A 12,784-nucleotide genomic window follows, 5' to 3' on the forward strand; every position below is an offset into this window, starting at 1 on the left:
GCATGGCGAGCAAGAAATCCAAGGGGGCCATGTGGATCATCATGGCCCTGCTCATTCTCGGGCTCGGGGGCTTCGGCGCCACCAGCTTCACCGGCTCCGTCAGCCGGGTGGCGACGGTGGAGGGCAAGCCCGTGCGCATCGACAGCTACTCGCGCGAGCTGCAGAACCAGATGAACCAGCTGGGGCAGCAGATGGGCCAGGCGATGACCTTCGAACAGGCCCAGGCCTTCGGTCTGCCCGAAGGGGTTCTGGCGCGGCTGGTGTCGAACCGCGCGCTGGACGCCGAGGCCGACCGGCTGGGCCTGTCGGTGGGCGATGGCACCCTGCGCGACCAGATCCTGCAGATCCAGGCCTTCCAGGGCCCCGACGGCAGCTTCTCCCGCGACAGCTACACCTTCGCGCTGGATAACGCCGGCCTGACGGAGGAGGAGTTCGAGAGCGACCTGCGCGCCGAAACTGCCCGCTCGATCCTGCAGGCCGCCGTTGTGTCGGCCACCGAGATGCCCGCGACCTACTCCGACACGCTGGTCGCTTTCCTCGCCGAAACCCGTCAGGTCAGCATGATCCGCATGGGCGTCGATCAGCTGGACGCGCCGATCCCGGATCCGACCGAGCAGGAGCTGCGCGCCTTCTACGAGGAAAACATCGACGACTACACCGCGCCGGAGAAGAAGCGCATCACTTATGCGCTTCTGTCGCCCGATGCGCTGGTGGACACGGTGCCCGTCGATGACAGCGCCATTCGCCAGGTCTATGAGGACCGGATCGACCAGTTCGAACAGCCCGAGCGGCGCCTGGTCGAACGCCTGCCCTTCGTCGACGAGGCCGCCGCCCAGGCGGCGCGGGACCAGATTGAGGCAGGCGAGACCGATTTCGAGACCCTGGTCGAGGATCGCGGCCTGACCCTGAACGACGTGGACCTGGGCGACGTGTCGCGTGATGACCTCGGCACCGCTGCCGAGACCGTCTTCGAGGCCAACAGCGGCGCCATCGTGGGCCCGGTCGACAGCGACCTCGGCCCCGCGCTCTTCCGCGTCAACGGCGTTCTGGCGGCCACCTCGGTCGACTACGGCACCGCCTCTCTGATGATCCGCGAGGAGCTGGCCGCCGACGCCGCGCGCCGCGCCGTGCAGGCCCAGGCCGAACCCGCCGAAGACCTGTTGGCCGGCGGCGCCACGCTGGAAGACCTGGCCGCGGAAACCGAGATGGAGCTGGGCACGGTCGACTGGTACCCGGGCCTGTCCGAGGGAATCGCCGCCTATGCCGATTTCGAGGACGCGGCCACCGCCCTGTCGTCGGACGACTACCCGGAGATCCTGCAGCTGGACGATGGCGGCATCTACGCCATGCGCCTGGACGAGGTCCTGCCCCCCGCCCCCGAGCCCTTCGAGGACGTGGCGGAGCGCGTGGCCGACAACTGGGAAGCCGCCCAGACCGATGACGCGCTGACCGAGAAGGCCCAGGCGATCATCGACCGTGTGGAAGCCGGCGAAACGCTGGAGGACGCGGCCACCGACATGGGCCTGACCGTCATGGTCGAGCCCCAGGTGACCCGCAACGGCGCCGTGCTGGGCACGCCGCGCGGCTTCAACGCCGAGGTCTTCGAGATGGAAGAGGGCGCGCTGACCGTGTCGCAGGGCTTCGGCGCCGTGATCCTGGCCCGCCTCGATGCGATCACCCCCCCGGCAGAGGATGATCCCCGCGCCACCGAGCTGCGCCAGCAGGTCACGGCCCAGGTCTCCAACGCGCTGTCGCAGGAGATCTACAGCGCCTACATGACCGATGTGCGCAACAGCAAGGACGTGCGGATCGACCAGGATGCGCTGAACGCGATCCACGCCCAGTTCCGCTGAGGCGGGGCGCCCCCTCCGGGGCACAAAGGCTGCAACGAAAAAAGGCGGGGGCCGGTTGGCCTCCGCCTTTTTCGTATCTCCGAGGGGCTGCTACCAGCCTCGCGTTGCCTGCACCTGGCGTTTCGGGGTCATGCCTTGGAGGCCGCGCCGGGTGCCTACTCTGGCAGGGCGTCGGTCAGGACCGCCGAGGCCGGGACCAGGTGCACCTGGTTGGCGCGCTCCGCCAGCCCCCAGACCAGCAGCGCCGAGACGGTCTCGGGGCGCAGACGGCCCACCATGATGACCCCGCCCTCCTGTTCGGATTTCAGCGCGGCGTAGTCGAGGAAGCGTCGGATCACCCGCGCGTCCTCCCCCTGCGCGTCAAAGTCGCGGAACAATGTGACAGCCGGCACGCCTTCTCGCACGGCCAGCTTGCGCGCAGTGTCGAGCCCCTCCGGGTAGAGCAGCAGGCCATGACCACTGTCGGCCAGCACCTCGGCCAGCTGTTCCGAGGTCTCGCTGCCCCGTTGCAGCAGGCCCGGCCCCTCTTCCATCACCGCCACCGCCTCGGGCACCTCGGCGAACCAGGTCTGGGCGGCGGTTTCCACGTCGCCGGGGGTCGAGCCCTCGGGCAGGTCGGCGCGCAGCAGCACCTCGAACCCGGCGGCGCGGTAGGCCTGCATCGCCAGCGCCGCGTCGGGACGGCTGGCATCCACGGCAAAGCTCAGCGGATAGGGGAAGCTGCGCAGGGAGTTCATGCTGACCCGGTCATCGCCCTCGTCGATCAGCACGATGGCCATCCGCGGTCGCGGGTCGTCGGCGTCGTAGTCGGCGGCAAAGGCCTCGATCGGCGGCAGGTCGGGCGTGGCGGCCTCCGGCGCGGTGGCGCTCTGCGCACCGCGCTCGGTCAGCGGGCCGGTGCTGCCCTGCCCCGGCAGGCGCGGGGCGGTGGTGGCGACCTCGGGGGCCACGTCGCTCGGATCGGTCGACTCGACTGCCTCCTCCTCCGCCCCGATTTGCGGCAGCCGGGGGCGTGCGGCAGGCTCCTCTGCCGGGGTCGGAAGACTCTCCGGCGGGAGGGTGCCCGCCCCCTGGGGCGCTGCGCCGATCGCGTCCAGATCCCCCTGCGGGAAGCCTGCGGCAGGCAGGTCGATCGCCTCACCCGCGGCGGGTTGATCGGCGCCCTGCTCTGCCTGCGTCTCCGCCGGGGCTGCGACGGTCGGCGTCGTCGGCGCCTCGGGCTCCACTTCGGCGACAGGAGCGGACACCTCTGGGGCCTCGCCTTCGGGGCGGGCCGGATCGGCAGCCCCATCCAGCGCCGGGGCCACCTCGCCCGCGCCGTCCTCGACACGGGGTTGCGACAGGGCCTGGGCCACATCGGGCGCCGGGGCGCTGTCGGATTGCGTGGCCGGGGCGGCACCGCCCGCATCGGCGGCGGGACGCGGGGCGGCCGGTGCGCCGGACGTGGCCGGCTCGCCACGCGGCAGATCGGGCAGCACATCCCCGGCGCCCCGGTTGAACTCGGACTCTGCCGGGATCTCGGCGGCCCCGGCCTCCGGCGCGGCGGCCTCGGCGCTGTCGGGGGACGGGGCGTCCTCGACCGACGGGGTGTCGGTGGCGGCGCCGGTCTCGGCCGGCGCGGCGCTGCTGTCGGGGGCCTCGGTGGCCGTCTCCTGCGGATCGTCCGCCGGCGCCTCTTCCGACCCGCTGTCGTCCGGGGCAGGCGCCGGCGCGGGATCAGGCGTGGTGGCCGGGCTGGCCGGGGCCGCCGGCGGCGACCAACCCGGCGGCGGCGCCGTCAGCGATGCGGTTGCCAATGCCATGCCCGAGAGCAAGGTGCCCCAGACAAACCCCGAAATCGTGCCGCGTGCCACGTTGTCTCTCTCGCTCTCTCCGGGTCTTGCGCCCGGGCCTCTGTCGGACCGCCGTCACGGGCCCCTACCTCACGGGCCCCTACCGTCACGGGCCCCTGCCCTGTTGCTTGCCCCGCACGTCGGCCCCGAACGGCTCTTGACGCTGCCGGGCTGGCGCGGGATCTATGCAGGGCCCCGTCCCTTGGGGCCCGCCGAAACTATACCACCATATCCGCCCTCGGAAAGGGGGTGAGGAGAGCCCGAATGTCCGACGCCCTGAAGCCCCTCATCTCCGCCGCCGCAGACCGCGCCCTGAGCCGGGAGGAGGCCGGACAGGCCTTCCAGATCCTTTTCGACGGCGAGGCGACACCGGCCCAGATCGGCGGCTTCCTGATGGCGTTGCGCACCCGGGGCGAGACGGTGGAGGAATATACCGCCGCCGCCGCCGTGATGCGCTCGAAATGCCACAAGGTGACTGCGCCGGCCGGCGCCATGGACATCGTCGGCACCGGCGGTGACGGCAAGGGCACGCTGAACATCTCCACCGCCACGGCCTTCGTGGTGGCGGGCGCGGGCGTGCCGGTGGCCAAGCACGGCAACCGCAACCTCAGCTCGAAATCCGGCGCGGCCGACGCGCTGTCGCAGATGGGCGTGCAGGTGATGGTCGGCCCCGAGGTGGTGGAAAAGGCGCTGACCGAGACCGGCATCGCCTTCATGATGGCGCCGATGCATCACCCGGCCATGGCGCACGTCGGCCCGGCGCGAGTCGAGCTGGGCACGCGCACGATCTTCAACATCCTCGGGCCGCTGACCAACCCGGCGGGCGTCACCCGCCAGCTGACCGGCGCCTATTCCCGCGAGGTGATCCGCCCGATGGCCGAAACCCTGGGCGCCCTCGGCTCCGAGAAGGCCTGGCTGGTGCATGGCTCGGACGGCACGGACGAGCTGGCAATCTCCGGCATCTCCTGGGTCGCGGGGCTGGAGACGGACGGCACCGTGCGCGAGTTCGAGCTGCACCCCGAAGAGGCCGGCCTGCCCATCCATCCCTTCGAGGAGATCATCGGCGGCACGCCCGCCCATAACGCCGCCGCCTTCCGCGCGCTGCTGAACGGCGCGCAATCGGCCTACCGCGACGCGGTGCTGCTGAACGCCGCTGCCGCCCTGGTCGTCTCGGGCCGCACAGACGACCTGAAGGAGGCGACCGGCATCGCCGCCGAAAGCATCGACAGCGGCGCGGCCCTGGCCAAGGTCGAGGCGCTGGCCCGACTGACCTCCGCCGCATGAGCGACACCCTCCCCGACAGCCAGCCCACCCCGCCCGGCCCCTGGGCCGATCTGCCCTTCTTCGCCGACGACTACCCGCGCATCGCCACCGCCTTGGCGGCGGAGACGCGGCAGATCCTGCCCCCCGCGCCACAGCGTTTCGCCGCGCTGGCGGCCTGCCCGCCCGACGCGACGCGCGTGGTCATCCTGGGCCAGGACCCCTACCCGACCCCTGGCCATGCCCACGGCCTTGCCTTCTCGGCGGAGCCCCATGTGCGCCCGCTGCCGCGATCTCTGGGCAATATCTACAAGGAAATGCAGGCGGATCTGGGCGGCTGCCCGGACAGCGCCGACCTGCGGTTCCTCGCCGCCCAGGGCGTGCTGCTGCTGAACACCGCGCTTTCTGTCCCGGCGGGCGAGGCCGGGGCGCATGCGAAACTCGGCTGGTCCCGCCTGACGCAACAGGTGCTGGAGCGGCTGTCGGACCGCCCGCGCGCCTTCCTGTTGTGGGGGAAACCTGCGCAGGGGTTTGCGCGTTATATTGCCGGGGACGATCATTTGATCGTGATGTCTCCGCACCCGTCACCGCTCTCCGCACGCCGGGGTTTTTTCGGCTCACGCCCATTTTCAAGCGTGAACAAGTGGCTTAGAGCGAGAGGGGAAGGCGAAATTGATTGGACCGGCGCCAGGTCCGCGACCGAGGGAGCCCAGAGATGAGCGATACCGTGCTGGACCGCATCAAGGCCTACAAGCTGGACGAAATCGCCGCCGACAAGGAGGCCAAGCCCCTGGCGGAGGTCGAGGCCGAGGCCAAGGACGCCCCCGCCGTGCGCGGCTTCGCCGACGCGCTGCACGAGGCCTCACGCTCGGGCTATGGCCTGATCGCGGAGGTCAAGAAGGCCTCGCCGTCGAAGGGTCTGATCCGCGAGGATTTCGACCCGGCCAGCATCGCTGCCGCCTATGCCGAAGGCGGCGCGGCCTGCCTTTCGGTGCTGACCGACACGCCGTCGTTCCAGGGCGCCAAGGAATTCCTCGTGCAGGCGCGCGAGGCCTGCGACCTGCCCGTCCTGCGCAAGGATTTCATGTATGACACCTACCAGGTGGCCGAGGCCCGCGCCCTGGGCGCGGACTGCATCCTGATCATCATGGCCTCTGTCAGCGACGCCCAGGCGCTGGAGCTGGAAGATGCCGCCCATCACTGGGGCATGGATGCGCTGATCGAGGTGCACAACGAAGAAGAGCTGACCCGCGCCTCTTCGCTGAAAAGCCGCCTTCTGGGGATCAACAACCGCGATCTAAAAACCTTCGAGACCTCGCTGGACACCACCCGCAAGCTTTCGCGCCTGGCCCCGGAGGATCGTATCCTGGTGGCCGAAAGCGGGCTGACCGGACCCGACGACCTGGCCGACCTGGCCCGCTTCGGCGCGCGCTGCTTCCTGATCGGCGAAAGCCTGATGCGCGAAGACGACGTAGCCTCGGCCACCCGGCGGCTGCTGGCGCAACCTGCCGGCGGCGGGCTGTAAGCCCCTCCCCGGACCCGTCGGGCCGACGGCCTGACCAACGACCCACGAGAGGAACCGCGCCGATGGCTCTGACCCATTTCGACGGCAAGGGCGACGCCCATATGGTCGATGTCTCCGACAAGGCGGTGACGGCACGGATCGCCACCGCCGCCGCCTGGGTGAAGATGCAGCCCGAAACGCTGCGCCTGATCACTTCCGGCGAGACCAAGAAGGGCGACGTGGCCGGCATCGCTCGGCTCGCGGGGATCATGGGGGCGAAGAAGACCTCCGATCTGATCCCGCTGTGTCACCCGCTGCCGATCACCAAGGCGAGCGTGGAGATCACCCCGGATGACACCCTGCCCGGCCTGCGCATCGAGGCAACGGTGAAGACCTCCGGCCAGACCGGCGTGGAGATGGAGGCGCTGACCGCCGCCTCCACCGCCGCGCTGACCGTCTACGACATGGTCAAGGCCGCAGATCGCGGCATGGAAATCGGTGGCCTTCGGGTCGTGCTGAAGGACGGCGGCAAATCCGGCCGCTTCGAGGCGCAATGATCTCCGTCGAAGCGGCGCTGGACGCCCTTTTCGCCCTCGTCCGTCCGCTTGGCACCGAAGAGGTGCCCCTGCGCGAGGCCGCGGGCCGCGTCATGCGCGCTGATGTCCACGCCTTCCGCGACCAGCCGCCCTTCCCCGGGTCGGCCATGGACGGCTACGCGGTGATCGCCGAGGAGGCCCAGCCCCACGCCATGTTCCGCGTCATAGGCGAAAGCGCCGCCGGCCGCCGGTTCGAGGGCCAGGTGAAACCGGGCCAGGCCGTGCGCATCTTCACCGGCGCCCCGGTGCCCGAGGGCGCGACACGTGTCGTCCTGCAGGAGGACGTGACCCGCACCGGCGACATCATCACCCTGACCGATCCGCTGGACGCCGGCCCGCATATTCGCCCCGCCGGGGTCGATTTCCGCCAGGGCGACACCTTCGCCGCGCCGCGCCTGCTGCGCCCCGCCGACGTGGCCCTGCTGGCGGCGATGAACCAGCCCACCGTAACGGTCTCGCGCCAGCCCACGGTCGCGCTGATTTCCACCGGGGATGAGCTGGTCCTGCCGGGCGAGGATCCCGGCCCCGACCAGATCGTCGCCTCCAACACCTTCGGGCTGGAGGCGCTGTTCCGCACCCTCGGCGCGCGCCCCCGCATCCTGCCCATTGCCCGCGACACCCGGGCGTCTCTGGAAAGCGCCTTCCACCTGGCGGCCGACGCCGACCTGGTGGTGACCATAGGCGGCGCCTCGGTGGGAGATCATGACCTGGTGGGCCGCGTGGCGGGCGAGCTGGGCATGGAGCAGAGCTTCTACAAGGTGGCGATGCGGCCCGGAAAACCGCTGATGGCGGGACGCATGTGGGCCGACCTGGGCGGCGCGATGATGATCGGCCTGCCCGGCAATCCCGTCTCGGCCATGGTCTGCGGCCATGTTTTCGCAGCCCCCGTCCTGCGCGCCTTCCAGGGTCTGGCCCGGGAGCCAGCGCCGCTGGCGCATGCCCCGCTGCTGGCGCCCCTGCCCGCCAATGGCCCGCGCATGCACTACATGCGGGCCCGCCTGTCGCCCGAGGGGCTGCGCGCCTTCGACAGCCAGGACAGCTCGCTCCTGTCGATCTTGTCGGAGGCCGGTGCGCTGATCCAGCGCCCGCCGCACGCCCCTGCCGCCCAGGCCGGCGAGATCCTGCCCTACCTGCCGATCTGACGGATCTTCGGTTTTGTTCTCCTGCCGGGCAGCTGTTGACACAAAACGGGAACAGCAGTAGAACACACCCCAAGATATTGTGCAGGAGCGCCCCATGCTGACCCGGAAACAGCTCGACCTGTTGGAATTCATCCACAAGCGGATGCAGCAGGATGGCGTGCCGCCTTCCTTCGACGAGATGAAGGAGGCGCTGGACCTGCGGTCGAAGTCCGGCATCCACCGGCTGATCACGGCGCTGGAAGAACGCGGGTTCATCCGCCGTCTGGCGCACCGCGCCCGGGCGATCGAGATCGTGAAACTGCCCGACAGCCTCGCCGCCAAGGAGGCCGCCGGCAGCAGCGCATCCAAGCCCAAGCCGATTGAGAGCGGCGCCGAACCGGCCGCCGCCGCACGCCCCGCCGCCAGCGCCGCGATGGAGGTGATGCATGCGATGGAACTGCCCGTCATGGGCCGCATCGCCGCCGGTGTCCCGATCGAGGCGATCTCCGAGATCTCGTCGCATATCGCCGTGCCCCAGGCCATGCTGGCCCGCGGCGACAGCCATTTCGCGCTGGAGGTGAACGGCGACTCGATGATCGATGCCGGGATCAACGACGGCGACGTGGTCATCATCCGCGAAGGCGCGACCGCGGATGACGGTGACATCGTCGTGGCCCTGGTCGAAGACCAGGAAGCGACGCTGAAGAAGATCTATCGCAAGTCCGGGTCGGTGGATCTGGTGGCGGCGAACCCCGCCTATGCCACCCGCACCCTGCCCGCCAATCAGGTCCGCGTGCAGGGCCGCCTCGTCGGCCTGATCCGCACCTACTGATCCGGCTCGACGTCTCTGAGATGCAGCACAGGCCCCGCCGGCAACGGTGGGGTCTTTGTCCATCGGCCTCTGTGAAACCATCGACGGGCCCGGCGCACGCGCCCCTGCAGCGATCTTCAATCCGAGGAGTTGACGGGCCCGAAGCCGTCACCCTTGCCACGCCAGACAGCGCGGATGTCCCAGCGAGGCCGCTCCAGCGCCGCGCGGCGCAGGGCTTCGGTGTTCCACAAACGCGCCCCGCTCCGCTCCCGCGCCGTGACGACGCGACTGTCAGCGCCCATGCCCAGGACTGCCACCGAACCGGTTCGCCGGAGGCGCGCGGGATCGTAGATGTCGCAGCCCGACGCGTCCGGAGCCTCCGCAGAGGGCACGTTCAGCACCAGGATCTCTCCGGCCCCACAGGGACCTTCGGCCGCCGCCGCCCGCTTGCCGGTCGCATGGCGGATCCCAGGTGGTGCCGACCAGCGCGCCGCAGCGTCCTCCTGCGGGGCGGCATCGCCATCATTCTCCAGCCAGACCCGGGCGGCGAAGCTTTCCGAGCGTTCACGGGATAGCGCCCGTCCCGCCTCCGTCAGCACGCCGACCAAACCGCCGGTTTCCGCGATCAGGACCTGGGGCCGCTCCGCCCGGACCCACAGCAGCGCCGCCAGCGCCATCGGCGCCAGGCCGAGCCATCGCCCGCGCCCGACCCAGAGCATGACTGTCAGCGCCCCGAGCGCCAGCAGCGGCAGCGTTGCCGGGGGCGGCGTGGGGACGGTGCCGCGCGCGCCCTCCAGCCCGGCGACCATCTGTGCCACCCAGAGGATCCAGTCGAGGCCCCAGCCCATGACGAGGAGCGGCAGCGCCTCCAACCCCAGGGGCATGAGCAGGACCGCGATCAGCGCCGCCGGCATGACGAAGGTGCCCATGATCGGCACCGACAGAAGGTTGGCGATCAGCCCGTAGTGCGCCACCTGGTTGAACTGTGCCGCCGCCACCGGCGCCGTGGCCAGCCCCGCGACCGCCGAGGAGAGCACCAGGGTGATCGCCCGGCCCTTCCAGCCGCGTCCCGGCCAGTCGCGACCCTTAAGCAGGGAGAAGACCCAGACCAGCGACAGGGTGGCGGCAAAGGACATCTGGAAGCCCGGCGACAAGAGCGCCTCCGGCCGAAGCCCCAGCACCACCAGCGCCGCCAGGGCCACGGCCCGCAGGGTCAGTGCCCGGCGGAGCGCCATGGCGGCGACCAGCGCCACGGCGACCATGACGAAGGCCCGTTCCGTGGCGATCGAACCGCCCGACAGCGCCAAGTAGACACAGGCCACCGCCAGCGCCGCAGCCGCCGCCATGCTGCGCACCGGCCAGTAGAGCGCGGCATGGCGCGACAGCACCAGCACCCTCCGCACCGCCATGAAGACGAACCCCGTCAACAGCCCCATGTGCAGACCCGAGATCGCCAGCAGGTGTGCCAGGTTCGACACCCGCAGATCCTGCAACGTTTCCTGGCCCATGGCCGAGCGGTCGCCGGCGGTGATGGCGGCGGCAAAGGCCCCCGTCTCGCCCGGAAGCCGCGCCCGGAAAGCCGCCGAGATGGCCATGCGCGCACGAAAGACCCGCGCCTCGCCTGGTTCCGGCGGGGCGACGGACAACAGCGGGACGCGGGTATAGCCGACGCCGCCGAGGCGCTGGAACCAGGCATGACGACGGAAGTCGAAGCCGCCGGGTTCCACCGGACCGCCGGGCGGCGAGAGAAAGGCCGTGGTCATCACCCGTGCGCCGGGGCGCGGCAGGGTGCCCTCGGGCCCGTGCAGGGAAATCCGAACCCGCGCCGGTATCTCCTCCGGCGCCATGCGGTCCAGCCTGACCCGATCCAGCGTCAGCCGGGGCGCATCGGAGGCGGAACGGTCAATCCCGACGATGCGACCCTCCACAGGCCCGTAGTAGCGCCAGCCCAGGACCGGCCCGGCGACCGTCTGCGCCCGGACCGAGGCCAGCGCCACGCCCCCCGCCAGTAGGGCCAGCCCGAAACAGGCCGGCTGCAGCAGGGCACGGCCGCGACGGCCCGCCCGGATCCCGAGAAGACAGAGCACCGCCGCCAGCGCCCAGAGGCCTGCGCGCAGACCCGGCGCGGGTTCGATCCGCAGGGCGAAATAGGCCCCGATCCCGCAGGCAAGGGCCACCGGCGCCCAGTGAAACAGGTGCCCGCGCTGCGCCAGGGCTGCGCCGCTGAGGATTTCGCCAAGCTGCCGCACTTGTCTCGCCTCCGGCCCACCGATAGACAATGCCCGGAACGCTACACAGCGCATGGTTAATCAAACGTTAGGATCGTCGTCTTGTCCGACCAGATCGTCACCCGCTTTGCCCCTTCGCCCACGGGTTTCCTGCACATCGGCGGCGCGCGTACCGCGCTGTTCAACTGGCTTTACGCCCGCGGTCGCGGCGGCAAATTCCTGCTGCGGATCGAGGACACGGACCGCGCCCGCTCGACCCCCGAGGCGACCCAGGCGATCATCGACGGCATGACCTGGCTGGGTCTGGACCACGACGGCGAGATCGTCAGCCAGTTCGACCGCGCCGACCGCCACCGCGAGGTGGCGCTGGAGATGCTGGAGAAGGGCCAGGCCTACAAGTGCTTCTCCACCCAGGAGGAGATCGAGGCCTTTCGCGAGGCGGCCCGGGCCGAGAAACGCTCCACCCTGTTCCAGAGCCCCTGGCGCGATGCCGATCCGGCCACGCACCCGGACGCGCCCTACGTCATCCGCCTGAAGACCCCGCTGGACGGCCAAACGGTGATCGACGACCAGGTGCAGGGGCCAGTGAAGATCCGCAACGATCAGCTGGACGACATGATCCTTCTGCGCTCGGACGGCACGCCGGTCTACATGCTGGCGGTGGTCGTGGATGACCACGACATGGGCGTCAACACGGTGATCCGGGGCGATGACCACCTGAACAACGCCGCCCGCCAGATGGGCATCTACACCGCCATGGGATGGCCCCTGCCGACCTATGCCCATATCCCGCTGATCCACGGCCCAGACGGCAAGAAACTGTCGAAGCGCCACGGCGCACTGGGCGTCGAGGAATACCGCGATATGGGTTACCCGGCCGCGGGCGTTCGCAACTACCTGGCCCGCCTCGGCTGGTCCCACGGCGACGACGAATTCTTCACCGATGCCCAAGCGATGGAGTGGTTCGGCTTCGACGGGATGAACAAGGCACCGGCCCGGTTCGACTTCAAGAAACTGGCCAATATCTGCGGTCAGCATATTGCCGCAGCGGAAGATGCTGCACTGCTGCAAGAACTGCAGGGTTTCCTGGCCGCCACCGGGGCCGAACCTCTGACGGAACAAAAATTTTACCTTCTGGAACAGGCCATGCCCTTCCTGAAGGAGCGAGCCAAGACCTTCCCCGAACTCCTTGAAAAGGCTCATTTCTGCCTGGCAGAACGCCCCCTGGAGATCGAGGAGAAAGCGGCCAAGAACCTGGACGCAGTATCCATCGGTATACTGACTGAATTGACGCCGCACTTGCAAAGTGCTAGCTGGACCCGTCAGGATCTGGAGGGGATACTGACCGTATTCGCCGAGGATCGTGAGATGAAATTCGGCCAGCTGGCAGCGCCCCTGCGCGCAGCCCTGGCCGGGCGCACCGCAACCCCGAGCGTCTATGACATGATGCTGGTTCTGGGCCAGGAGGAAACGGTCCTCCGGCTGCAGGATGCCAGCAAAGGTGCCGATTAACCCTTCGTTGAGAAGCACCGTGAAAAGAAGGGGCGCCGGGCGGCTGACGCGGGCCGGTGCGGGAACA

At 69.9% G+C, this 12,784-nt stretch carries 10 protein-coding genes; 8 read left to right on the top strand and 2 right to left on the bottom strand.

Going from position 1 to position 12,784, the window contains the following annotated elements; translation table 11 throughout:
- Positions 1-2: 2 nt before the first annotated feature.
- Positions 3-1,853 (top strand): SurA N-terminal domain-containing protein, encoded by a 1,851-nt coding sequence (locus tag LC066_RS02895; protein ID WP_224896461.1) that lies wholly within the window; start codon positions 3-5, stop codon positions 1,851-1,853.
- Positions 1,854-2,008: 155 nt separating this feature from the next.
- On the opposite strand, the gene LC066_RS02900 is transcribed toward LC066_RS02895, so the two are convergent.
- Complete coding sequence (locus tag LC066_RS02900) at positions 2,009-3,655, bottom strand: divergent polysaccharide deacteylase family protein (RefSeq protein WP_224896462.1); 1,647 nt, start codon at positions 3,653-3,655, stop codon at positions 2,009-2,011.
- A 294-nt stretch (positions 3,656-3,949) separates the two neighbouring features.
- On the opposite strand from LC066_RS02900, the gene trpD reads away from it, so the two are divergent.
- From trpD to lexA, 6 genes are all read left to right on the top strand, one after another.
- Positions 3,950-4,969, top strand: coding sequence for an anthranilate phosphoribosyltransferase (trpD, locus tag LC066_RS02905; protein ID WP_224896463.1), 1,020 nt, complete (start codon positions 3,950-3,952; stop codon positions 4,967-4,969).
- Complete coding sequence (locus LC066_RS02910) at positions 4,966-5,664, top strand: uracil-DNA glycosylase (RefSeq protein ID WP_224896464.1); 699 nt, start codon at positions 4,966-4,968, stop codon at positions 5,662-5,664. Before trpD ends, LC066_RS02910 begins: the two co-directional genes overlap by 4 nt.
- Complete coding sequence (gene trpC / locus LC066_RS02915; protein WP_222474591.1) at positions 5,661-6,470, top strand: indole-3-glycerol phosphate synthase TrpC; 810 nt, start codon at positions 5,661-5,663, stop codon at positions 6,468-6,470. The genes LC066_RS02910 and trpC overlap by 4 nt, the downstream gene beginning before the upstream one ends.
- A gap of 62 nt (positions 6,471-6,532) precedes the next feature.
- The gene (gene moaC, locus LC066_RS02920) at positions 6,533-7,006 is read left to right on the top strand and encodes a cyclic pyranopterin monophosphate synthase MoaC (RefSeq protein ID WP_224896465.1); all 474 of its coding nucleotides are present in this window, start codon (positions 6,533-6,535) and stop codon (positions 7,004-7,006) included.
- The gene (gene glp, locus LC066_RS02925; protein ID WP_224896466.1) at positions 7,003-8,187 is read left to right on the top strand and encodes a gephyrin-like molybdotransferase Glp; all 1,185 of its coding nucleotides are present in this window, start codon (positions 7,003-7,005) and stop codon (positions 8,185-8,187) included. The genes moaC and glp overlap by 4 nt, the downstream gene beginning before the upstream one ends.
- 94 nt (positions 8,188-8,281) lie before the next feature.
- Positions 8,282-8,998, top strand: a complete 717-nt coding sequence (lexA, locus tag LC066_RS02930) for a transcriptional repressor LexA (RefSeq protein WP_222474594.1) — start codon at positions 8,282-8,284, stop codon at positions 8,996-8,998.
- A 116-nt stretch (positions 8,999-9,114) separates the two neighbouring features.
- On the opposite strand, the gene LC066_RS02935 is transcribed toward lexA, so the two are convergent.
- Positions 9,115-11,226, bottom strand: coding sequence for a ComEC/Rec2 family competence protein (locus LC066_RS02935; protein ID WP_224896467.1), 2,112 nt, complete (start codon positions 11,224-11,226; stop codon positions 9,115-9,117).
- Positions 11,227-11,307: 81 nt separating this feature from the next.
- Here LC066_RS02935 and gltX point away from each other — a divergent pair, with 81 nt between their 5' ends.
- Positions 11,308-12,717 (top strand): glutamate--tRNA ligase, encoded by a 1,410-nt coding sequence (gene gltX, locus LC066_RS02940; RefSeq protein WP_224896468.1) that lies wholly within the window; start codon positions 11,308-11,310, stop codon positions 12,715-12,717.
- Positions 12,718-12,784 lie beyond the last annotated feature (67 nt).

It is taken from the genome of Pseudooceanicola marinus, from assembly GCF_020177265.1.
Taxonomy (GTDB): domain Bacteria; phylum Pseudomonadota; class Alphaproteobacteria; order Rhodobacterales; family Rhodobacteraceae; genus Pseudooceanicola; species Pseudooceanicola marinus_A.

What these genes read in the sequence shown, in the direction of transcription:
- lexA (WP_222474594.1), top strand. Translation starts at nt 8,282, where the DNA reads ATGCTGACCCGGAAACAGCTCGACCTGTTGGAATTCATCCACAAGCGG.
- moaC (WP_224896465.1), top strand. Translation starts at nt 6,533, where the DNA reads ATGGCTCTGACCCATTTCGACGGCAAGGGCGACGCCCATATGGTCGAT.
- trpC (WP_222474591.1), top strand. Translation starts at nt 5,661, where the DNA reads ATGAGCGATACCGTGCTGGACCGCATCAAGGCCTACAAGCTGGACGAA.
- LC066_RS02910 (WP_224896464.1), top strand. Translation starts at nt 4,966, where the DNA reads ATGAGCGACACCCTCCCCGACAGCCAGCCCACCCCGCCCGGCCCCTGG.
- trpD (WP_224896463.1), top strand. Translation starts at nt 3,950, where the DNA reads ATGTCCGACGCCCTGAAGCCCCTCATCTCCGCCGCCGCAGACCGCGCC.
- LC066_RS02895 (WP_224896461.1), top strand. Translation starts at nt 3, where the DNA reads ATGGCGAGCAAGAAATCCAAGGGGGCCATGTGGATCATCATGGCCCTG.
- glp (WP_224896466.1), top strand. Translation starts at nt 7,003, where the DNA reads ATGATCTCCGTCGAAGCGGCGCTGGACGCCCTTTTCGCCCTCGTCCGT.
- LC066_RS02900 (WP_224896462.1), bottom strand. Translation starts at nt 3,655, where the DNA reads ATGGCATTGGCAACCGCATCGCTGACGGCGCCGCCGCCGGGTTGGTCG.